This window comes from Paraburkholderia ginsengiterrae (genome assembly GCF_001645125.1).
GTDB lineage: Bacteria > Pseudomonadota > Gammaproteobacteria > Burkholderiales > Burkholderiaceae > Paraburkholderia > Paraburkholderia ginsengiterrae.
The window spans coordinates 65,880-85,459 of record NZ_LXKA01000338.1 but is presented as its reverse complement, the minus strand read 5'-3'; the positions used below and the strand labels follow the sequence as shown (position 1 = coordinate 85,459).

The following is a 19,580-nucleotide window of genomic DNA, read 5'->3' as shown; positions in this document are numbered from 1 at the left end:
GCCCCGCAGGGCGCTTTTCGAGAACATCAGGGCGGCAGGGAGCATGGGCTCCCTGTCGGCTGAGGCATGCTTAGAACTTGTGACGCAGGCCGACGCGAACTGCCAGCTGCGTGCTTGCACCAGCTGCCGGCAGGTAGCTGCTTGCGCTGGAGCCGATCTGTGCTTGCAGATCCGCGCCCTTCGAGGTCTTGCCCGAGGCGTCCTGATAAATACCCAGCAGGTACACGTCGGTGCGCTTGCTCAGGTTGTAGTCGACGCTGGCGTCGATCTGGTTCCAGTGACCGTTGGTCAGATCCTTCGCCTGCATGTACGTGTAGCCCAGCGCGCCCGTCAGTGCCGGGGTGAATGCGTACTTGCCGCCTGCTTCATACGCGTTGAACGTCGTCATGTGGCCGGTGATCTGCTCGATGTTCGTGTGCGTCCACAGGGCATACATCGTTGCCGGGCCGATCGAGTACTTCGTGCCGACGCCGACCGTCGACAGATCCTTTGCAATACCGGTGATCGACGAGTTCGCGAGCGTGGTCGAGAAAGCCGGTGCTGCCGAACCCGGATAGCGGATGTCCGTGTACGCCGCGCCGATGCCGAACGGGCCGTTCGCGTAGTTCAGGCCGAAGCTGTAAGCCGACGACGAGGCGGTAGCGCTGCCCGTCGGGCCGCCAGCAAATGCGCCTGCCTGGTTCGAGAAGCCGTACATCGCGCCGAACGTCAGGCCGGCGAAGTTCGCGCTGCTGAACTTGACCGAGTTGTTGATACGGCTCGACGTGAGCTGGTCGATGTCGTTGATGTGGTACGCGTAGTTGCCTGCGACGGTCTGGCCGCCGTTAGCGTACGAACCACCCAGATAGTCCGTCGAGAACGAGTATTGACGGCCGAACGTGAGCGAGCCGATGCCGTTCTGCGTCAAACCGACGAATGCCTGGCGGCCGAACAGCGCGCCACCCTGGCCCAGCGTGCCGGTACCCGAGTTAAAGCCGTTTTCCAACGTGAAGATCGCCTTCAGACCGCCACCGAGGTCTTCCGAGCCGCGCAGACCGAAACGGCTGCCTTGCGAGACGCCGTCACCATATTGGTAGAGATGCTGGGCGTTCGCGCCAGCGTGATTGACATACGTGAAACCGGCGTCGATCAGGCCATACAGCGTGACGCTGCTTTGTGCGTGAGCAGCGGTGCCAAACAGGGCGAGAGTAGCGGCGGCCAATACTTTCTTGTTCAAGACTTTCTCCGATTAAAAAATTAAGCGATCGCAACGCCATGCTCTTTGGCAAGATCGCGCGATGGCCCGCAATTTAAGGGAACGCAGAGTAAGGTATGTGACAGCTTCGCTTATTTTGAGAATCTGTCGCGCCGGCGCGACACTCACATAGCCGCGCGCATTGAATTTGCGCAAGGCACGGTGCGCATAAGCTTTTTCCGGATCGTGCTTATAAGCGTGTGAAAAACGATTGGTTTTCGTGCTCGGCGAGCGCATGCGACGATGCGCGCCTGTCATTCCAATCGCTTAGGGGAAACGCATGCAACGCCGGAGAGTTATTCAGAATCTGTTCACCGTGGCCGCGTTTTCGGCCGCCTTTTCGCTGACGGCAACGTTTGCGCACGCCGACGACGCCCAGCTCAAAGTCGGCACGATGAGCGGGCCGGATGCGCAAATCTGGTCGGTGGTCACGAAGGTGGCGGCGCGCGAGGGCTTGAACGTCAAGGTCATCGAGTTCAACGATTACGTGCAGCCGAACGCGGCGCTCGATGCCGGCGACCTCGACGCCAACGGCTTTCAGCACCAGCCGTTTCTCGATAGCCAGATCAAGCAGCGCGGCTACAAGATCGTCAACGTCGGGCTGACGTACGTGTCGCCAATGGGCTTCTATTCGAAGAAACTCAAATCGCTCAAGGACTTGCCGGAAGGGGCGAAGGTCGGCATCCAGAATGACCCCTCCAACGGCAACCGCGCGCTGCTGCTTTTGCAGAAGTACGGCGTGATCACACTGAAGCCGGGTGTCGGCACGAGCGGGGTCAACGCAACCCCGCTCGACGTGGCCGCCAATCCGAAGAAGATCAAGCTGGTGGAACTCGACGCCGCGCAGTTGCCGCGCGCGCTCGGCGACCTCGACGCGGCCTCGATCAATACCGACTACGCGGTCAAAGCCGGCCTGCAGCCGACCAAAGACGCGATCGCGATCGAAGACCTGAAGGGGCCGTACGCCAATCTGATCGCGGTGCGCGCGCAGGACCGCGATCGGCCGTGGGTGAAGAAGCTGGTCGCGGCGTACGAGTCCGATGAAGTGCGCAAGTACATCGACACGCAATTCAAAGGCGCGATCATCCCGGCGTTCTGAACCGGGTGAAGCCCGGCTGAGCCGGGTTCAGCCTGGTCGAGCCTAGTTGCTCAGCAGCGAGCCGCTGCGGAAAGCCTTCGCACCGGCGACGCGCGCGAACTCCAGGCCGGCCGTCGCGAAGCGCGTCAGATGCCGCGCGTACAGCACGCCGGCCACTCCGCTCTTGAGCGTAACAACGTGGTCCGTCAGCGGGTCGACGATATCGGCGATTTCCTGACCGACGTCGACCCACGTGCCCACTTCGCAGCGGTACACCAGCACGCCGCTGATCGGCGCGACCAGCGGTTCCGCGCCGGCGAGCGGCGTGGCGGCGAATTCGAGCGGCGGCAGCGGGGCGGCCGTGCCGTCAATCACGCCGCGCGAGGTCAGATATTCAATGATCGCCTGCGCGTCGCGCTCTGCGTACTCGTACGTCACGTCGCGCTGGCCGCGCAGTTCGATCGTGACCGAGATCGAGCCGTTCGGAATCGGGAAACGGTCGCCGTAACGGCCGCGCAGATCCGACCAGCAGAAGCTGTGGATTTCGTCGAACGGGTTGCCCACCGAATTGAGCGCGAGCAGCGACGCCTTCGCGTCCAGGTAGCGGGCGAGCGGCTCGACCTCCGGCCACAGGTCCGGGTTTGTGTAGAGGTGCATCGCGGCTTCCCAGTCGCAATGCAGATCGAGCACGACATCGGCGTCGTACGAGAGCTTTTGCAGCGCCAGGCGTTGCGAGTCGAGTTCGGTTTCCGGCTTCTGCTCGTCCAGCGCCTCGCGCATGGCCGTGCGCACTGCAGTGCGGTTGGCGTCGATGTTGTCGGTCAAGCGCTGCTCGATAACCGGCTGAATCAGCGCGGACAGATCGTGGAAATTGCGGTTGAAGTTCTGTGCGGTGTTGGTATCGAAACGTCCCGTCAGATGGCCGAGAAAGTGCTGATTCAGGCCAATCGGGTTGGGCACCGGCACGATCACGACTTCGCCGCGCACCTTGCCGGCTGCTTCCAGCGCCGCCAGCTTGCGACGCAGCGCCCACGTCACCAGCATGCCAGGCAGCTCGTCCGCATGCAGCGACGACTGGATGTAAATCTTCTGCCCGCCGCCGGGGCCGTAGTGGAAACTCGTCAGATTACGGGCGGTGCCGAGCGTCGGGGCAATCAGCGGATGGGTTTGGGTTTGCATGATTTTCAAGTCGGCGGCCAGGTGCGGCGTGCCGCGCTATCTCGTTGATAACAGTGGGGAAACTTGCGTGATGGCTGCTTGATTGTGTGCTTGATGGCCGGTCGCCGCCGAGCCGGTGCGTGCGGCGGCGGGGTGTCTCGATCGCACGATCTTAGCCGATCTGCCGCAACGTGTGGCTTTATGCGGCGCCGCAAATGAAACGGGCTCCGCGTGTGGCGGAGCCCGTTTCAGCAAACCGGCAGGCGCGCCCTCAGGCGCGCATGGCTGGCTTAGCTGCCGTACACGTCGAAGTCGAAGTACTTCTTCTCGAGCTTCTTGTACGTACCGTCCTTGATGATGTCGGCGATTGCCTTGTCGACCTTCGCCTTCAGATCGGTGTCTTCCTTGCGCATGCCGATGCCTGCGCCGTTGCCGAGGATCTTCGGATCGTCGATGTCCTTGCCGACGAACTCGTAGCCCGCGCCGCGCGGCGTCTTCAGGAAGCCGATGTCAGCCTGCACCGCGTCTTGCAGCGCTGCGTCCAGACGGCCCGACAGCAAGTCGGCATAGACCTGGTCCTGGTTCTGATACGGCACGACCTTCGCGCCCTTCGGTTCCCAGTACGTCTTCGCGTAGGTTTCCTGGATCGTGCCCTGTTCCACGCCAACCGACTTGCCCTTTAGCGAGTCGGACGTCGGCAGGAGGCCCGAACCCTTCTTCGCGACGAGGCGCGTCGGCGTGTTGAACAGCTTCGACGAGAAGGCGATCTGTTCAGCGCGTTGCGGGGTCATGGACATCGACGACAGCACGCCGTCGAACTTCTTCGCCTTCAGGGCCGGGATCATGCCGTCGAAATCGTTTTCCACCCACACGCACTTGGCCTTCAGGCGCGCGCAGATTTCATTGCCGAGGTCGATATCGAAGCCTGCGAGCTTGCCGTCCGAGCCCTTCGACTCAAACGGGGGGTAGCTGGCGTCGACGCCGAAACGGATTGTCGACCAATCTTTAGCGTGTGCGCCAATCGAGACGGTGGCAAGCAGAGCAACCGTCACAGCCGCTAGCAGTTTTTTCACTGTTTAACTCCTCGGTGTAGTTCATTCAATTACGCCCGCATGCGGTTGTGCCGCAGCGGGACACCCGGCGCGACTCACGACCGGGCTTGGGTTGAAGCCGCCGGCCGGGCGGCCAGCAGCGCGCGCCAAGCTTATCAGGTCAAAAAAATTGGGTAGCTAGTGAAACACCGGATGGCGTCTGAGGATTGATTCTAGTGCCGGAAATGGCGGATATCCACGGGTGCCCTCTATGCATGCCGCATGACGCAGCTTGGGGCGCGCGCTGCCGATGCCCGTCCCGCGCGAGCGGACGCGGCCTGGCTCGCTCGCACGATTCCCAATGGCGCAATTCAACCCGGACCCTGATGGCGGATTACGGCGACTGTCTGAGTTTCACGCGTTTCAAACCGGCGAGGGTGAATTAAAGATTTTGTATGAATTGCCGTTTAATATGGATTGACGAATTTGCTGCATCACATCTGACGGATTATTTTTTCAACACTGGCTAGACTGAAAGCCAAAAAAAGTTTTCTTGGCGCTATCATCGTCGCTCCGCGCCGACATGGTGCAAAGAACTGATGTGTCTGAAGAAAGTCATCGAGTACGCCGTTTGCGGACTCGTGCCAACTGTTTGTGTTCGTCGAAACGGCCTTCTGCTTAATGGTGTCGTATATGCACATGATGTTGATGGCAGATGAAACACGCCGTTGTAAACGATTCTTTCGTGCATGCGTCGCAGCCGTCTTCAGGCGTGCCTATTTAGCGCACCGCCGCGTTGCTTCAGAATATTTGACATTGTTGATTGGCGCGATTTTCTGTTTGGGTCTTGGTTTGACCGCGCCGGTCAAAGCCGGTGACAACGTCCTGCGTGTGCTGGCCTGGCCCGGTTATGCGGACGCCGACGTCGTGAAGACTTTCGAGGCGCGTTACAAGGCCAAGGTGGAAGTCACGCTGGTCGATTCCGATGAAGCGTTGTGGGCCCAGATGCATGCCGACGCGTCGCCGCCGTTCGACGTGCTCGCCGCCAACACCGCTGAAATCCAGCGCTATACGCAGGCGCATCTGCTGGCGCCGCTCGATCTCGCCAGCCTGCCGAACACGAAAAAACAGTTGCCGCGGTTTCAGGCGCGTGAGTCGATTGGCGGCATCACGTCGGGCGGCGACACGTACGCCATTCCTTTCACCTATTCGTCGATGGGTCTGATCTACGACCGCAAGCAGATCCCCGTCGCGCCGCGCTCGATGCGCGAGCTGTGGAATCCCCGCTACCGCGGCAAGGTGCTCGATTTCAATAGCGCGCAGCACAATTTCTCATTCACCGCGCTGGCGCTGGGCTATCCCCATCCGTTTCAGCTCGGTGCCGCGCAGATGCGCACGATCGCCCACAAGCTCGTCGAACTGCGCCGCAATCTGTTGACCTATTACACGTTGCCCGAGGAAGCGACCGCGTTTTTCATCCAGCATAACGTTGCCTTGATGTTCGGCAACTATGGCACCCAGCAGGTCGAATTGCTGCGCCGCGCGGGCGCCGACGTGGGCTACGTGATTCCCGACGAAGGTGTGCTCGCATGGCTCGACTGCTGGTCGATGACGCGCGCGTCCGCTAACCGCCCGCTCGCTCTCGCGTGGATCAACTACATGATCGAGCCGGATGTCAGCGGGTTGCTGACGCAACGCCAGGGACTCGCCAACACGCTGACCGAGCCCGGCGACAACAGCGGCAACGCGCACATCGTGTGGATTGGCCCGGTAGAGGATATTCAGCGGCGCGAGGACCTGTGGGCCCGAATCGTGTCCGGGGACCGGTCGGAGCGCTTTTGATGATACGTCCTGGCCTGACCGTCAAACTGTCGCTGCTGCTCGCGTGCATCGGCGTGATCGCGTCCGGTGCGACCGGTTATTACGCGTATCGCGCCAATCGCAACATGCTCGTGAACGAGGCCGAGCTCAGCCTGCTCACGTCGACGGAACTGCTGGGCCAACGCTTTTCCACGTCGATCGACGATGTCGGCGCCGATGCGCTGGTGCTCGCGAGCTTGCCGTCCACGGCGGAGGTTGCGCAATCCGACGACGGCCTGCGTCGGAACTCCGCGCGCGAGCAGTTGGCCAACGTATATTCCAGTTTCATGGTGCACCACCCCGAGTACCTGCAAATCCGCCTGATTACACGTGAGCACCACGGACTCGAACTGGTGCGCTTCGATCGCGACGCGGACGGCCTCGTGCGCGTCAAAGGGGACAATCTGCAGGAAAAAGGTCAGTTTGCCTATGTATTCGATACGCTGACGTTTTCGCCCGGCCGTATTTACACCTCGCCGATCGCGGTCAATCACGAGTACGGCACGCATGCCGCCGAGGGCAAGCCGACGCTGCGGCTCGGCACACCGGTGTCGAACGCCCAGGGGGCGGTGGTCGGCGTCGTCGTGATCGACATTGATCTCGAGGGCTTGTTCAAGCGCCTGCAGAACGATTTGCCGAGCGACTACCGGGTCTATCTGGCCAACGAGTGGGGCGATTTCCTCGTGCATCCCGACGCCTCGAAAGCGTTCGGTTTCGATCGGGGCCGGCGCGTGCTGATGCAGGACAGTTTTTCCGTCACCAAACCGCTCTTCGCGCAGGTGCAAAGCGAGGTGCGGGTGAATGGCCTCGCCCGTCCGAAGCAGGCGGCCGGTCAGGTGCTCGCGTTCGTGCGCAGGCCGTTTGGCGATTCGGAAGGCAATCGCTTTATCGTCATCGGTCTGGCCAGGCCGCTCGACGACGTGCTGTCCGGCGCGACGCTGCTCGGCAACCGGATCGTGCGCATGGTGCTGGTCTTCAGCGTGCTCGCGCTGTTCCTCGCGATCCTGTTCGCGCGCGCCCTGACCAAACCGCTGCACAGTCTCGCGTATGCGGCAACGCATCTGTTCGCCGGGCACGCCATGGAAACGCTGCCGCTCGATCGCACCGACGAGATCGGCTTGCTGGCACGCTGCTTCGACCGTTTGCGCCGCGAAATCAGGCTGCAAATGGACGCGCTGCATACCAAGCAGCGTGAGCTCGCGCATCTCGCCACGCACGACGCCCTGACCGAACTGCCGAACCGTGTGCTGTTCCTGGAGAAGCTGGAACGCGCGATCGAAGAAGCGACGCAGCGTCAGGAGGGGCTGGCCGTGCTGTTCGTCGACCTGGATCGCTTCAAGCAGATCAACGACCAGTTCGGCCATGCCATTGGCGACAAGGTGCTCGTCGCGGTGGCGCGCCGCCTGAAGCAGGTGCTGAGTTCCGCCGACGTGGTGGCGCGGCTCGGCGGCGACGAGTTCATCGTCTTGATCGAGGGGCAGCGCTCAGCTGACGGGGCATCGGCGATTGCCGCGCGCGTCGTGAATGCGTTGAACGAAGAGCTGAGCGTGGACGGACAAAGCATGACGGTGGGCGCGAGTATCGGCATCAGCCAGTTTCCGGACGATAGCGGCACGGCCGAGGAACTGCTGCTCAACGCCGACGCGGCGATGTACGCGGCTAAAGCGGATGGACGCAGTGCCTATCTGCGCTACCACGATGTACTGGAAGCGCGCCGGAGGGAGCAAGCCGAGCAGGCCGAAAGGGCGCGAGCCGGCGAGGGTGCAACAGCGGGCCGCGAGGCCGAACCGACGGCCTGACGCCACGCCTTCATTCTTTGCTGACGGCTTTCTGGATGCTTGTGAAAGGCTTTCGGGAAATGCCGCCATACTCATTTTGTCTGACAAAAATCGCGAGACAACTTTGCCTCGATCGCCGCGTTGGCGAGCGCCGAAGCAATCGTTTGCGCCGATCTTGAGGCAAGTATTTTTGATTTGCTGTGAAGCGTTTCCGCCATATCAACTTTTCCTGCCGGCCTGCCGAAAACCTCGCTATAGCGACGAAATTGACGGGAGACTTTCGTGAAGCGACAGGTGTGTTTGTTGGCAGCGGTGCTGGTGTTCGCCGGCTGTGCCCAGATGCCTCCGCCGCCCGCGGCTCAGACGAGCAAGGCGCCGAACGAGGTGATCAGCTTCGAGATTCCGCCCGACGCGCTCGGCGCGCGCGATCCGCAACTCACCGCCGTGCTCGCCAAGGCCGGGGCGCTGGCTGCCGCGCAGCCGCAATCCACCGTCGTGCTCGTCACCGCGCTGGGGCAGGACTTTGCGTATCTGAATCAGGCGGTATGGAAGGGCGTGCCCGCGCAGCGCACGGCCCGGGTGAACTTCGAGAATCGGACTGCCGGATTGGGCCAGCCGTATAGCGTGTCGATCAGGACGGTTCAATGAAGGAGAGAGCGGTGACGATGCGAATCACTATGCTGGCGCTGGCCATGCTCCTGAGCACCCCGGTCTTCGCCGGTCAGCCTGGCGCGGATCTGCAATCCGCGAGCGCGATTCCCGCCGCGCCGGACAAGGTTTATCCGCCGTTGCCGTCGCTCGCGATGCTGCCGCCGCCGAGCGCAGGTGATGACGACTTGCCGTTGAAACCTGCTTCGCACCGCAAGAAATGGCATGGGACGGCTCAGGTTCAGGAGCGCAGAAGTCCGCCGAGCCCGGTCGTGCGGATCGTCGTATCCGACGCCTCGCATGCCTATCTCGACACCGTGCAGCGGCAGATCGATCAGGCGTTGGCCAAATAACCCCGCTGGCGGCCTGGCGTTCGCCGCCTTTAACGCTGACAAGCGAAAGGATGAATCATGTCCTTGAAAGTTCTCCTCACGGCGCTCGCCTGCCTATCGGTGTGCGGGATCGCGCAAGCGGCCGACGACTGCTTTAACGAAGCCGCGGCTTATCAGGGTGTCAACCCGTGGGTGCTGCGCGCGCTCGCCTGGTACGAATCGAAGGGCGATGCGAGCGCGATCCGGCAGAACGCCAACGGCTCGATCGACGTCGGTCAGTTGCAGATCAATTCGATTCACTTCGGCGATCTGGCGCGCGAGGGGGTGCCGCACCGCGCGCTGACCGATCCTTGTGTGAACGTGTACGTCGCCGCGTGGCTGCTGAAACAGAAGATGGTCAAGCACGGCAACACGTGGCGTGCGATCGGGGCATACCACTCGGAGACGCCGAGAGAACGCGACGCCTACGCGCGCGGGATTCAGCACGTGCTGGTAGCGTGGGGGCAGTTGCCGTCCGCCCGCTGATCAGACGGGCATGACGGGTCACGCGTCCTGCAAGCAATCACCAGGCAATCAGCAGGCAATCAATTCCTTCTTAAACGATCCGTGTCCCGCTGCGATACGTCGCGCGCGGCACCGGCAGCGTGTCGAGCATCGTCACGCGCACGAAGTCCGCGCGCAAGCCCGGTTCGATTGCGCCGCGGTCGTGCAGGCCGGCCGTGCGCGCCGGTTCGGCGGACACCGTCGCCATGGCGCGCGGCAGCGTCCAGCCGGCTTTCGCGACGAGTTCGAACACGGCGGTCATCAGGCTCGACGGCACGTAATCCGACGACAGAATATCCAGCAAACCGGCTTTCGCGAGTTCGAGCGCGGACACGTTGCCCGAATGCGAGCCGCCGCGCACGATATTCGGCGCGCCCATGATGGTCGAAATGCCGTGCTCGCGCGCGGTCTCGGCGGCCACGCGGGTGGTCGGAAATTCGGCCAGCACGATGCCTTCCGCCTTGGCCTGTTCGACGTGCTCGATCAGCGTGTCGTCGTGGCTGGCGACAGGGATGCCGAGCCGGTTGCAGCGCGTGACGATCTCGCGCCGGTGCGCGTCGGCGTAACGGGCCTGCTCGACCGACAGTTCGGCCAGCGCGGTCGCGACGTGTTCGTCGCTCAGCTTGCCGTTGCGCTCCTGGAAGCGGCGCCATTGCTCGCGGTCGTGCCACTGACGCTGACCGGGCGTGTGATCCATGACCGACGCGAGCCGCAACAGCGGGTGCGCGCACAACGAATCGAACACTTCCACCACGTCGGCGGTGGCGATTTCGCAGCGCAGATGCAAAAAATGCTCGGCACGCAGCAGTTTGCGCTCGGAGAACCGCGTGAGCGCTTCGGCGCATTGGGTTTGCAGATCGCGGCCACGCAAGCCCACATTCGAGCGCGAGCCGATGGCGAGCGCGTCGAACACGGTGGTGATGCCGGCCGCGGCCACCTGTGCGTCGTGAATCACAAAGGCGGCATCCGTATTCCACAGCACGCCGGGGCGTGGCGCGAGATGCTTTTCGAGGTTGTCCGTGTGCAGTTCGATCAGGCCGGGCAACAGATAGTCGCCGTCCCAATCCTCCGCTTCGCGCGCGGAGGTCGTGCCGCGCTCGAGGTCGCGGATCACGCCGTCTTCGATACGTACCACGCCGGTGAATACTTCGTCTCGCGTCACGACGCGAGCGTTCCTGATCAACATCGACTTGCTCCGTAGTCAGTCAGACCTGAATAGTGTGGGTAGTTCCGCACTGGCGCCGCATGCGTCAGTGTAGTGCCGGTTCGTGTCAATCAGTGACGCAGCGGCGGTTTCAGTTCGAGGCGGCGCGTGGCCACCTTGTTGCGCGTATCTTCATCGTGAAAGATACCGACGATGGCCGCGCCGCGCTCGCGCGCCTCGACGATCAGATCGGCGACCACATCGCGGTTTTCGGCGTCGAGCGAGGCCGTCGGCTCGTCGAGGAGCAAGAGCGGATGCTGCGCGATCAAGCCGCGCGCGATATTCACGCGCTGCTGTTCACCGCCGGAGAAGGTGGCGGGCGCGAGCGACCAGAGCCGTTCCGGCACGTTCAGGCGCGCCAGCAGCGCGGCGGCGCGCTCGCGCGCCTCGTCTTCCGGCACGCCGCGCGAGAGCAGCGGCTCGGCAACGAGCGTGAGCGTCGGCACGCGGGGAATCACCCGCAGAAACTGGCTCACGTAGCCGACCACGCCACGCCGCAGGCGCAGCACGTCGCGCGGCTCAGCCCCGGTGATCGACACGGGCCGGCCGTCATCGGCCGCATCGCGGATCTCGATCGAGCCGGTGCTCGCCAGGTAGTTGCCGTACAGGCAGCGCAGCAGCGTGCTCTTGCCCGCGCCCGACGGCCCGACCAGCACTACACATTCGCCGCGCTCGACCGCGAGCGAGACGCCCGCGAGCGCTTCGATTTGCACACCGCCCTGGCCATGCAGAGTAAACGTCTTGCCGATGCCGACCGCGCGCAGCATCAGCGCCGCGTTGTCGATGAACGCGCGCTCGCCGGCGCGCGCCTCAGTGCTTGTTTCAATGGATCGCATTGTGAGCCTCAAACCGGCAGAACCGAGGAAACCAGCGTTTGCGTGTAAGGGTGCTGCGGATCGTCGAGCACCTGGTCGGTCAGCCCCGCCTCGACCACTTCACCGCCTTGCATGACCATCAGCCGGTGCGCGAGCAGCCGCGCCACGCCGATGTCGTGCGTGACGATCAGCACCGACAGATGCAGCGTGGAGGTCAGTGTGCGCAGCAGATCGAGCAGGCGTGCCTGCACGGAAACGTCAAGGCCGGCGGTAGGTTCGTCCATGAAAACGAGCCGCGGACCGGTCACGAGATTTCGCGCGATCTGCAAGCGCTGCTGCATGCCGCCCGAAAACGCCGCCGGAAATTCGTCGATACGCGAGGAATCGAGTTCGACGCGTTCCATCCACTGCGTGGCGGTATGGCGGATGTTGCCGTAGTGGCGGGCACCGACGGCCATTAACGGTTCACCGATATTCGCGCCGGCCGAGACGCCGCTGCGCAGTCCGTCGCGCGGATTCTGCTGCACGAAGCCCCACTCGGTACGCATCAGCAAACGGCGGCGCGGTTCGGACAGGGCGAGCAGATCGAGCCGGTCGCCATGCGCGGCCGTGTAGTGAAGCGAGCCGCTGTCGGCCGCGGTTTTCAGCGCCAGCGTATTCAGGAGCGTGGTCTTGCCGGAGCCGGATTCGCCGACAATGCACAGCACTTCGCCCGGGTACAGATCGAAGCTGACGTTTCTGCAGCCGTTGCGGCCGCCATATGTTTTGGTGAGCGAACGGGCGCTCAAAAGCGGCGTCATGCGGGCTCTCCAGGGTGTGCTTCGTACGAGGGCAACTCGGCATCTTCGTCGCCGCGGCGTTCGTGGCAATAGTCGCTATCCGAGCAGACGAACATGCGCTTGCCCGCGTCGTCGACGATCATTTCGTCGAGAAAGCTCTCCGTCGATCCGCACAGCGCGCAGGCGTGCTGCCACTTCTGCACCTCGAACGGATGATCGTCGAAGTCGAGACTGCGTACCGGCGTGTATGGCGGAATCGCGTGAATGCGCCGCTCGCGGCCCGCGCCGAACAGTTGCAGAGCGGGGTTCATATGCATCTTCGGGTTGTCGAACTTCGGAATCGGCGAGGGCGATGCCAGATAGCGATGGTTGACGATCACCGGGTAGTCGTACGTGGTCGCGATGCTGCCGTGGTGGACGATATCCTCGTAGAGCTTCACGCTGATCAGGCCGTAGTCGGCGAGCGCATGCAGCTTCTTGCATTCGGCGACGCGAGGTTCCAGGCGATACAGCGGCTCGGGCATCGGCACCTGATAGACCAGAATCTGCCGGTCGGTGAGCGGCGCCTCGGGAATCCGGTGACGGGTCTGGATAATGGTCGCCTCCACCGTGCGCCGGGTGGTCGCCACGCCCGTGGTGCGCGCGAAGAAGCGGCGGATGTTGACGGCGTTGGTGGTTTCGTCGGACCCCTGATCGATGACCTTCAGCGTATCTTTCTTGCCGATGATCGCCGCGGTGACCTGAATGCCGCCGGTGCCCCAGCCGAACGGCAACGGCATTTCACGCGAGGCGAACGGCACCTGATAGCCTGGCACGGCGACGGCCTTGAGCAAGGCGCGGCGCAGCATGCGCTTGGTCTGTTCGTCGAGGTAGGCGAAGTTGTAGCCGTCCGCTGCGCTGTCGTAGAACGCGGTGGCGTGCGTTGCTGCGGGCAATGTTTCGGGCGTGTTCATGCTGCCTGCTCCTGCTGGTTCCGTTCTTGCGCCATGCCTTCGCCTTCGCTCGCTTCGCCGTGCCTCGCGCGCAAACGGCGCACGAGTTCCAGTTCCGCCTGAAAGTCGACGTAGTGGGGCAGCTTCAGATGCTGCACGAAGCCGGACGCTTCCACATTGTCGCTGTGCGAGAGCATGAATTCGATGTCCTGGGTCGGCGAGCCGAGCGTCTCGCCGAGTTCTTCCGCGCGCTGTGCGCGATCGACGAGCGCCATGGCCATCGCCTTGCGCTCCGAGTGGCCGAACGCGAGGCCGTAGCCCTGCGTGAAGGTGGGCGGCACCGCGCTGCTGCCGGCGAACTGGTTGATCATCTGGCATTCGGTAATGTCGATGTCGCCGATTTCGACAGCCTCGCCCAGTTCGTCGAGTTCCATTTCAACGGCAATCGTGCCGAAACGGATCTCGCCCGCGAACGGGTGCGAATGCGCGTAGCCGCGTTGCGTGGCGTACCCCATGGCGAGCAGAAAACCTTCGTCTCCACGGGCGAGATTCTGCAGGCGCGTGGCGCGGCTCGCGGGGAAGGCGAGCGGCTCGCGCGACAGGTCGCCGGGTTCGGGCGCCTCCGGCGTGGGGCGCTCCTGTTCGATCAGGCCTTCCTTGTCGAGCAGGGAGACGACGCGCGGCATGGCTTCGGTCGCGGCCGCGGCGGCTCGAACTGGCGCTGTGCCCGCTGCGGTGCCGGCGCCGTCGTTGGCATCGGCATGCCCTTCGGCGAGCAACGCGAAATCCAGCAGACGCTGCGTGTAATCGTACGTCGCGCCCAGCAACTGCCCGCCGGGCACGTCCTTGAAGGTCGCGGAAATGCGGCGCTCGACCTGCATCGCCTCCGTATCGACCGGCTGTGTGTAGCCGAAACGCGGCAACGTGGTGCGATAGGCGCGCAGCAGGAAGATCGATTCCACGAGGTCGCCCGCAGCCTGTTTGATCGCGAGCGCTGCGAGCTCTTCATCGTAGACTGAACCTTCGGTCATCACCCGCGCGACCGCGAGGCGCAATTGTTCGCGAATCTGCGCGACGCTGAGCTCGGCCAGCCGCGGGTCACCGCGGCGCGCCTTGTCGAGCAGGCGCCACGATGCTTCGATCGCGCGTTCTCCACCTTTGACGGCAACGTACATCAGTTCACCTTCGCTTGAGTTGTGCGCGGCAGGCCGATCAGGCGGTTGCCGCAGACGAGATAGCAATCGATGCCGCACGGAAAGAGCGGCGCGAGGGCCGCGCGTTCATGCCAAAAGCGTTCGGGCAGGCCCACTGGCGCAATCGTTGCGGTGTGCTGAATACCGGGGCCGCTCAGTACCACCGGGGCGCCGCCCGTCAGCGCGTCGACACGGATCAGCAGCGTGACCGATTGCTCGGGCGATTCTGCCGTGCCGGGCGCGAAACTCTCCAGCGGCGGCAGCGCACCGGCGTCGTGGATATAGGCGAAAGCGGCTTGCCCCAGTTCGTCGACCAGCGGCGCTCCCGTATGAAAGCGCAAAGCCGAGCTGAGTGCGGTATCGGCTTGCGCGAGCCATACCGGCGTGGCGTAGTCGCATAGCGTGAGCAGTGCGGCGAAGGCGGCCAGTTCGGCGTGGTCGGCGCGCGCTTCGGGCAGGACGTCTTCCACCACGCCGACCGTGCCCGGCCGCGACAGCGCGTCGAGCAAGGTGCGGAACACCGCCTGGGTGTCGTGGACCGGATCGGAGAAGCCCGGCGTCAAAGTGGACAATGCAATCGGTGAGTTTTCCATCAGTCGCCCCGGACCATCGTGAAGAATTCGACGCGCGTGGCCGCCGCATCCTGTTGCCGTTCGGCTCGCCGGACTGCATGCCGCGCGGCCAACGGCTCGATCAGTTGCGCGTGCAGTGAAGCGTGATGCTCGGGCATTTGCAGCAGCGCGTCGGCCAGCGCGGCCAGTTCCGCGCGGCGGCGGTCCCGGCCCAGATGACATGCCACGCCGACTGCCGCGGCAGCGCCGCCCGTTTCGCGCAGCCGCAAGGTGGTGCGCGTGACGGTGGCTTCACCGAGATTGAACGGGTCGCCGCTGCCGCCGACACGGCCGCGCACCATCGCGAGTCCGATCTCGGGCGGCCGCAGCCAGTCATAAGTGGGGGTGGGGATGTCGCGCAACGCGTGCTCCAGCGCGGCTTCGAGATCGGCGCGCGGTGTGCGGGCCAGCACGGCCATCCAGGCGCGCCGGACAGACGACGGCGGAGCGGAGGAAGGTGAGGCGGAAGTGGCGCTCATTGAATTTCCTGTTGATCCAGCGAGTAGACATTTGACCATCTATTCATCTAAACGTCTAGACGTTTAGGAGTATGCTTGTCTAGTGGTTCCGCACATGTGCACCGTTTCATATTTCCATCACGGCTGGCGCACTACAATGCACGTCATACGAATATTTGAACCCAAGGGAATGACAGCACCATGACATCGAACGACAACGCGACGCCGGGCACGACGCTCGAACGCGGCGCGGGCGTTGCCGTCTGGCGGCAGATCGAGCAGATTCTGGCGGCGGAAATCGCCGCCAGTGGTTTTGGCGAAGAAGGGCGTTTGCCGAGCGAAGGGGAACTGGCCAAGCGCTTCGACGTGAACCGCCATACCGTGCGCCGGGCGATGCTCGGGCTTGCCGCGCTGGGCCTCGTCAGCGTCGAGCAGGGGCGTGGCACCTTCGTGCAGCCGGGCGCCATCGACTATACGATTGGCCGGCGCACGCGGTTTACAGAAAACTTGCGCCAGCAGCATCACACGGCGGCCGGCAAGATGTTGTCGGCCGCGCGCGTGAAGGCCGAGCCGAATGTCGCGAAAGCGCTGAGCCTGCGGGCCGGCGCGCTGGTCTATCGGATCGAATCGCTGCACGAATCCGACGGTGTGCCGCTCACGTTCGCGCGCAACTGGTATCCCGCGGCACGTTTCGCGGACCTGCCGGCGGTGCTGGAGCGCACCGGCAGCGTGACCAAGGCGATGGCGGAACTCGGCGTGAACGACTATCTGCGCAAGTGGAGCCGGATCGGCAGCGTGCTGCCTGAGCCGGAAGTGGCGCGGCGGCTGAATATCAACCGGCAGCAACCGGTGCTGTGGGTCGAGAACGTCGACGTCGATCTGCAAGGCACGCCGGTCAAATACGGCTTTACGCACTTTGCGGCGGACCGCGTGCAACTGCTGGTGGAGCACGATCTATGAGCGGCGCGGTCTGGGGCGCCGAGGCTCGTTTTGCTGTGTACTACGCACCATCGCGCGATTCGGCGTGGTGGCAGGCCGGTTCAGCGTGGCTCGCTCGCGATGCGGAAAGCGGCGAACCCTGTACGCCACCGCAGCCTGATGCGCTCACGCGTCCGCTCACGGCGCTCACCGAAGCCCCGCGCCGCTACGGCTGGCACGGCACGCTGGTCGCGCCATTCCGGCTCGCCGACGGCGTGACGCAGGCGGACGTGCTGCACGCCACGCGTGCCTGGGCCGCGCAGCAAAGCGCGTTCGCGTTGCCGGTGGAAGCCGCGACGCTCGGCGACTTCGTTGCGCTGCGTCCCGCCGATCCGCAAGGCGAATCCCGTGTTCGAGACGTCGCGTCGAGCGCGCTGCAGACGCTCGACGCATTGCGCGCGCGGCCCTCGGCGGCCGATCTGGCGCGCCGGCTCGCCGCGCCGCTGAGCGAACGCCAGCGCGCGCTGCTGGTCGAATGGGGTTATCCGTATGTGTTCGACGAATTCCGCTTTCACATGACGCTGTCCAACTCGCTCGCCGACGCGCAGGAACGCGCCGTGCTGGTGGCATGGTGGCAGGCACGCACGCCCGTGCTGGGGCCGCTCGCCGTCGATCACGCCGCGCTCTTTGTCGAGCCGGCGCCCGGCGAACCGTTCAAATTGTGGCAGCGAGTGCCGTTTCAGAACTGCGAGGTGACGTAACCATGGCAGGGCGTTTGATCTACGTAATGGGGCCATCCGGCGCAGGCAAGGATTCTTTGCTGGCGTTTGCGCGCAAGCGTCTGATGGGCGAGCCGATTCTGTTCGCGCACCGCTACATCACGCGGCCGAGTGGTCATGGCGAGGTGCACGTGGCGTTGAGCGTCGAAGAGTTCGCCGCGCGCTCCGTGCTCGGCCTGTTCGCGCTCGAATGGTCGAGCCATTCGCTGCGCTATGGCATTGGTATCGAAGTCGACGCGTGGCTTGCGCGCGGTTGCACGGTGGTCGTCAACGGCTCGCGCCAGCATTTGCAGCATACGTTGGTGCGCTATCCGCACGCGGAAGTGGTGCACGTGGACGCCGCGCCGCATATTCTCGAGGCGCGGCTGGGCGAGCGGGCGCGCGAGTCGGCGGAGCAGGTGGCGGCGCGCCTTGCAAGGCGTGCGCCATTTTCGCTGCCGCACGGCGTGCGCTGCACGACGATCGACAATTCCGGCGCACTGGATGATGCCGGGCACGAGTTGATTGCGGTTCTGAAGGCCGAGAGCGAAGTTCAGTAACCCGTAGTATCCGGGTGTCGCCATCAACTCCCTCGTCCCGTCGCTGCACGTCACGGTGCGGCGGGATGCCGGGCGCGCAAACCATCAAGGCTTTGGCTCCCGGCAATCGTGCAAGCCCTTACTGCATAGAGTTCGCAGACATATTGTTGTCGTCGTGCGTCATGCGGGACATATCCGTGTGGCTTGAGTCCGAGCTCTTGCTCATATCGCCAGGAGGCCGGTTCCACAGGCTCGAGACGGGCTCGCCGTGATAAGTCATCCCCGCGGTGGCCGCACCGTGAGCGCCGCCGCCGCCACTTCCACCGTTGCCGTTACCGCCAGCCTGCGCAAACGTCGCGGCACATGCGAACAGCGCCGCGACGGCGACACGCGTCAACAGAACGCTCATCGTCAACTTTTCCATGGTATTTCTCCTGTGAGGGTGGCTCGCGCATTGGAAACGCCGAAGTCCCCTATACCGCTAAAGGCCGACCGGTTGCGAAGCGGCAAAGCGCAACCCGCTGCTCGCAGCCGGACGGGACCGCTATGGGGCACGTTCAACTGCGAGGCATATGGGTGAGTCGTCGCCCGGCGCTAAAAATGACAGACCGGTGCGGAATTCGAACCCCCGTCCGCGTGCACCGGTCCTCTACTTGGGCATCAGAACCTTATCGACAACCATGATGACGCCGTTGCTCTGAGTGACGTCATACGTCGATATGGCCGCCGTGTGGCCGTTGGCATCCGTGACGACGATGTTGTGCGGGCCGTTCTCGGTGAACGTCAGCGGCTCTCCATTGATTGTTTTCAGTTCTGCCTTGCCGCCCCCGGTCCTGATTGCTTCGTCGAGCTTACGGAAGTCATAGCGCCCGGGAATGACGTGATACGTCAGGATGCTGGTGAGCGTGGCCTTGTTTTCAGGCTTCACGAGCGTATCGACCGTGCCGGCCGGCAACGCGGCAAAGGCCTCGTTGGTGGGCGCGAACACGGTGAACGGGCCGGGGCCCTTTAGCGTATTGACGAGACCCGCGGCTTTGACCGCGGCAACGAGGGTGGTGTGGTCAGCGGAGTTGACGGCGTTATCCACGATGTCCTTGGTGGGGTACATGGCCTGGCCGCCTACCATGACGGTGTCGCTGGCGGCAAAGGCGCCTGACACCGCTACCGATAGCGCGGCGGCGACGAACATAGTCTTGCATTTCATTGCTGGGTCCCTCCTGAGGCGCCATGCGTAATTGCCTGGCTCTGACCTCATATACGGGGGATCGCCTCGGTTGGATTCGATGGGAGACGTGCGGATGGATGCGCTTTATCGGCAGGGCGTGTTTTTTATTGTCACATTCAGTTGCTATACAGGAGGGGTAATCCGCGTCGGAGATTGATTTGGCCCTTCCAAAATCAGCCTTACGTGCCGAAGTTCCGGCAAAACATCCTTTCGAGAGCTGCTTTGTCTCCCTCGGTGGTCATTCGGCGGAGCAGGCGCTGACGGCGCTGACGGCCGCGGTCCATGCGGCGCAACGTGAAATGAATGCGTTCGCCTGGCTGGCCGACGCGCTTCCCGGCGCAACGCTGAAGCCGGCTCTCGCCTTTGGTACGGTCGGCGAGCTATACCGATCCTACACACGGCCGGCTGAACTCGGGCGTCTGAAGGCGATAGGGCGGTTCTGAAGACTGGAGCGGACCTCAAGAACTTCGTTGCGCAGGCCGTTAT

The 19,580-nt window shown here is 63.7% G+C and carries 23 protein-coding genes; 10 read left to right on the top strand and 13 right to left on the bottom strand.

All coding sequences use genetic code 11. From position 1 onward, the window contains the following. Positions 1-70: 70 nt before the first annotated feature. Complete coding sequence (locus A6V37_RS27155; protein WP_064271516.1) at positions 71-1,216, bottom strand: porin; 1,146 nt, start codon at positions 1,214-1,216, stop codon at positions 71-73. Between the two features lie 298 nt (positions 1,217-1,514). Between A6V37_RS27155 and A6V37_RS27150 the strand changes: the two genes are divergently transcribed. Continuing rightward, positions 1,515-2,333, top strand: a complete 819-nt coding sequence (locus tag A6V37_RS27150; RefSeq protein WP_064271515.1) for a MetQ/NlpA family ABC transporter substrate-binding protein — start codon at positions 1,515-1,517, stop codon at positions 2,331-2,333. 42 nt (positions 2,334-2,375) lie between these two features. On the opposite strand, the gene A6V37_RS27145 is transcribed toward A6V37_RS27150, so the two are convergent. Both A6V37_RS27145 and A6V37_RS27140 read right to left on the bottom strand, forming a co-directional pair. Then, complete coding sequence (locus A6V37_RS27145; protein ID WP_064271742.1) at positions 2,376-3,491, bottom strand: succinylglutamate desuccinylase/aspartoacylase family protein; 1,116 nt, start codon at positions 3,489-3,491, stop codon at positions 2,376-2,378. Positions 3,492-3,760: 269 nt separating this feature from the next. After that, complete coding sequence (locus A6V37_RS27140) at positions 3,761-4,543, bottom strand: ABC transporter substrate-binding protein (RefSeq protein ID WP_064271514.1); 783 nt, start codon at positions 4,541-4,543, stop codon at positions 3,761-3,763. Between the two features lie 651 nt (positions 4,544-5,194). Between A6V37_RS27140 and A6V37_RS27135 the strand changes: the two genes are divergently transcribed. Both A6V37_RS27135 and A6V37_RS27130 read left to right on the top strand, forming a co-directional pair. Continuing rightward, a complete protein-coding gene (locus tag A6V37_RS27135) occupies positions 5,195-6,343 on the top strand; it encodes an extracellular solute-binding protein (protein WP_064286513.1) in 1,149 nt (382 codons plus the stop codon). After that, entirely contained in the window at positions 6,343-8,160 is a 1,818-nt protein-coding gene (locus A6V37_RS27130) for a diguanylate cyclase domain-containing protein (protein ID WP_064286485.1), read from the top strand. Before A6V37_RS27135 ends, A6V37_RS27130 begins: the two co-directional genes overlap by 1 nt. A gap of 71 nt (positions 8,161-8,231) precedes the next feature. On the opposite strand, the gene A6V37_RS42895 is transcribed toward A6V37_RS27130, so the two are convergent. Continuing rightward, positions 8,232-8,357 carry a hypothetical protein gene (locus tag A6V37_RS42895; RefSeq protein ID WP_278185301.1) on the bottom strand — a complete coding sequence of 42 codons (126 nt, stop codon included), beginning with the start codon at positions 8,355-8,357 and terminating at the stop codon, positions 8,232-8,234. Between the two features lie 121 nt (positions 8,358-8,478). Here A6V37_RS42895 and A6V37_RS27125 point away from each other — a divergent pair, with 121 nt between their 5' ends. The 3 genes from A6V37_RS27125 to A6V37_RS27115 are packed head-to-tail and all read left to right on the top strand — an operon-like array spanning position 8,479 to position 9,644. Further along, positions 8,479-8,787, top strand: coding sequence for a hypothetical protein (locus A6V37_RS27125; protein ID WP_242665958.1), 309 nt, complete (start codon positions 8,479-8,481; stop codon positions 8,785-8,787). A 17-nt stretch (positions 8,788-8,804) separates the two neighbouring features. Beyond that, a complete protein-coding gene (locus tag A6V37_RS27120) occupies positions 8,805-9,140 on the top strand; it encodes a hypothetical protein (protein ID WP_064271740.1) in 336 nt (111 codons plus the stop codon). Positions 9,141-9,197: 57 nt separating this feature from the next. Then, entirely contained in the window at positions 9,198-9,644 is a 447-nt protein-coding gene (locus A6V37_RS27115; protein ID WP_064271511.1) for a lytic transglycosylase domain-containing protein, read from the top strand. A gap of 70 nt (positions 9,645-9,714) precedes the next feature. Here A6V37_RS27115 and A6V37_RS27110 read toward each other — a convergent pair whose 3' ends face one another. The 7 genes from A6V37_RS27110 to phnG all read right to left on the bottom strand — a co-directional run bounded on the left by A6V37_RS27110 (position 9,715) and on the right by phnG (position 15,675). After that, a complete protein-coding gene (locus tag A6V37_RS27110; RefSeq protein WP_064286484.1) occupies positions 9,715-10,848 on the bottom strand; it encodes an alpha-D-ribose 1-methylphosphonate 5-triphosphate diphosphatase in 1,134 nt (377 codons plus the stop codon). Positions 10,849-10,937: 89 nt separating this feature from the next. Further along, complete coding sequence (gene phnL / locus A6V37_RS27105) at positions 10,938-11,702, bottom strand: phosphonate C-P lyase system protein PhnL (protein WP_064271509.1); 765 nt, start codon at positions 11,700-11,702, stop codon at positions 10,938-10,940. Positions 11,703-11,710: 8 nt separating this feature from the next. Next, positions 11,711-12,481, bottom strand: a complete 771-nt coding sequence (gene phnK, locus A6V37_RS27100) for a phosphonate C-P lyase system protein PhnK (protein WP_064271508.1) — start codon at positions 12,479-12,481, stop codon at positions 11,711-11,713. Further along, positions 12,478-13,413: an alpha-D-ribose 1-methylphosphonate 5-phosphate C-P-lyase PhnJ gene (locus A6V37_RS27095; protein WP_064271507.1), complete on the bottom strand. Its 936-nt coding sequence runs from the start codon at positions 13,411-13,413 to the stop codon at positions 12,478-12,480. Before A6V37_RS27095 ends, phnK begins: the two co-directional genes overlap by 4 nt. Beyond that, a complete protein-coding gene (locus tag A6V37_RS27090; protein WP_064286483.1) occupies positions 13,410-14,567 on the bottom strand; it encodes a carbon-phosphorus lyase complex subunit in 1,158 nt (385 codons plus the stop codon). Before A6V37_RS27090 ends, A6V37_RS27095 begins: the two co-directional genes overlap by 4 nt. Continuing rightward, positions 14,567-15,178, bottom strand: coding sequence for a phosphonate C-P lyase system protein PhnH (gene phnH / locus A6V37_RS27085; RefSeq protein ID WP_064271505.1), 612 nt, complete (start codon positions 15,176-15,178; stop codon positions 14,567-14,569). The genes A6V37_RS27090 and phnH overlap by 1 nt, the downstream gene beginning before the upstream one ends. Further along, entirely contained in the window at positions 15,178-15,675 is a 498-nt protein-coding gene (gene phnG / locus A6V37_RS27080; RefSeq protein ID WP_064286482.1) for a phosphonate C-P lyase system protein PhnG, read from the bottom strand. Before phnG ends, phnH begins: the two co-directional genes overlap by 1 nt. 180 nt (positions 15,676-15,855) lie before the next feature. On the opposite strand from phnG, the gene phnF reads away from it, so the two are divergent. From phnF to phnN, 3 genes are read left to right on the top strand one after another with little or no spacing between them, the layout of a single operon-like run. Further along, positions 15,856-16,614 (top strand): phosphonate metabolism transcriptional regulator PhnF, encoded by a 759-nt coding sequence (gene phnF / locus A6V37_RS27075; protein WP_064271503.1) that lies wholly within the window; start codon positions 15,856-15,858, stop codon positions 16,612-16,614. Continuing rightward, positions 16,611-17,333, top strand: a complete 723-nt coding sequence (locus tag A6V37_RS27070) for a DUF1045 domain-containing protein (RefSeq protein ID WP_064271502.1) — start codon at positions 16,611-16,613, stop codon at positions 17,331-17,333. Before phnF ends, A6V37_RS27070 begins: the two co-directional genes overlap by 4 nt. A 2-nt stretch (positions 17,334-17,335) precedes the next feature. After that, positions 17,336-17,890, top strand: coding sequence for a phosphonate metabolism protein/1,5-bisphosphokinase (PRPP-forming) PhnN (gene phnN, locus A6V37_RS27065; protein WP_064271501.1), 555 nt, complete (start codon positions 17,336-17,338; stop codon positions 17,888-17,890). A gap of 118 nt (positions 17,891-18,008) precedes the next feature. Here phnN and A6V37_RS27060 read toward each other — a convergent pair whose 3' ends face one another. Then, on the bottom strand, positions 18,009-18,293 hold the full coding sequence (locus A6V37_RS27060; RefSeq protein WP_064271500.1) for a hypothetical protein: 285 nt from the start codon (positions 18,291-18,293) through the stop codon (positions 18,009-18,011). 225 nt (positions 18,294-18,518) lie between these two features. Further along, positions 18,519-19,073 carry a fasciclin domain-containing protein gene (locus A6V37_RS27055; RefSeq protein ID WP_064271499.1) on the bottom strand — a complete coding sequence of 185 codons (555 nt, stop codon included), beginning with the start codon at positions 19,071-19,073 and terminating at the stop codon, positions 18,519-18,521. 179 nt (positions 19,074-19,252) lie between these two features. Between A6V37_RS27055 and A6V37_RS27050 the strand changes: the two genes are divergently transcribed. Beyond that, complete coding sequence (locus tag A6V37_RS27050; protein ID WP_064271498.1) at positions 19,253-19,537, top strand: hypothetical protein; 285 nt, start codon at positions 19,253-19,255, stop codon at positions 19,535-19,537. Positions 19,538-19,580: the final 43 nt, after the last annotated feature.

Excerpts from the sequence above, each read along its gene's own strand:
- A6V37_RS27150 (WP_064271515.1), top strand. The coding sequence starts at position 1,515 with ATGCAACGCCGGAGAGTTATTCAGAATCTGTTCACCGTGGCCGCGTTT.
- A6V37_RS27145 (WP_064271742.1), bottom strand. The coding sequence starts at position 3,491 with ATGCAAACCCAAACCCATCCGCTGATTGCCCCGACGCTCGGCACCGCC.
- A6V37_RS27135 (WP_064286513.1), top strand. The coding sequence starts at position 5,195 with ATGCACATGATGTTGATGGCAGATGAAACACGCCGTTGTAAACGATTC.
- A6V37_RS27130 (WP_064286485.1), top strand. The coding sequence starts at position 6,343 with ATGATACGTCCTGGCCTGACCGTCAAACTGTCGCTGCTGCTCGCGTGC.
- A6V37_RS42895 (WP_278185301.1), bottom strand. The coding sequence starts at position 8,357 with ATGGCGGAAACGCTTCACAGCAAATCAAAAATACTTGCCTCAAGATCG.
- A6V37_RS27125 (WP_242665958.1), top strand. The coding sequence starts at position 8,479 with ATGCCTCCGCCGCCCGCGGCTCAGACGAGCAAGGCGCCGAACGAGGTG.
- A6V37_RS27120 (WP_064271740.1), top strand. The coding sequence starts at position 8,805 with ATGCGAATCACTATGCTGGCGCTGGCCATGCTCCTGAGCACCCCGGTC.
- A6V37_RS27115 (WP_064271511.1), top strand. The coding sequence starts at position 9,198 with ATGTCCTTGAAAGTTCTCCTCACGGCGCTCGCCTGCCTATCGGTGTGC.
- A6V37_RS27110 (WP_064286484.1), bottom strand. The coding sequence starts at position 10,848 with ATGTTGATCAGGAACGCTCGCGTCGTGACGCGAGACGAAGTATTCACC.
- phnL (WP_064271509.1), bottom strand. The coding sequence starts at position 11,702 with ATGCGATCCATTGAAACAAGCACTGAGGCGCGCGCCGGCGAGCGCGCG.
- phnK (WP_064271508.1), bottom strand. The coding sequence starts at position 12,481 with ATGACGCCGCTTTTGAGCGCCCGTTCGCTCACCAAAACATATGGCGGC.
- A6V37_RS27095 (WP_064271507.1), bottom strand. The coding sequence starts at position 13,413 with ATGAACACGCCCGAAACATTGCCCGCAGCAACGCACGCCACCGCGTTC.
- A6V37_RS27090 (WP_064286483.1), bottom strand. The coding sequence starts at position 14,567 with ATGTACGTTGCCGTCAAAGGTGGAGAACGCGCGATCGAAGCATCGTGG.
- phnH (WP_064271505.1), bottom strand. The coding sequence starts at position 15,178 with ATGGAAAACTCACCGATTGCATTGTCCACTTTGACGCCGGGCTTCTCC.
- phnG (WP_064286482.1), bottom strand. The coding sequence starts at position 15,675 with ATGAGCGCCACTTCCGCCTCACCTTCCTCCGCTCCGCCGTCGTCTGTC.
- phnF (WP_064271503.1), top strand. The coding sequence starts at position 15,856 with ATGACATCGAACGACAACGCGACGCCGGGCACGACGCTCGAACGCGGC.
- A6V37_RS27070 (WP_064271502.1), top strand. The coding sequence starts at position 16,611 with ATGAGCGGCGCGGTCTGGGGCGCCGAGGCTCGTTTTGCTGTGTACTAC.
- phnN (WP_064271501.1), top strand. The coding sequence starts at position 17,336 with ATGGCAGGGCGTTTGATCTACGTAATGGGGCCATCCGGCGCAGGCAAG.
- A6V37_RS27060 (WP_064271500.1), bottom strand. The coding sequence starts at position 18,293 with ATGGAAAAGTTGACGATGAGCGTTCTGTTGACGCGTGTCGCCGTCGCG.
- A6V37_RS27055 (WP_064271499.1), bottom strand. The coding sequence starts at position 19,073 with ATGAAATGCAAGACTATGTTCGTCGCCGCCGCGCTATCGGTAGCGGTG.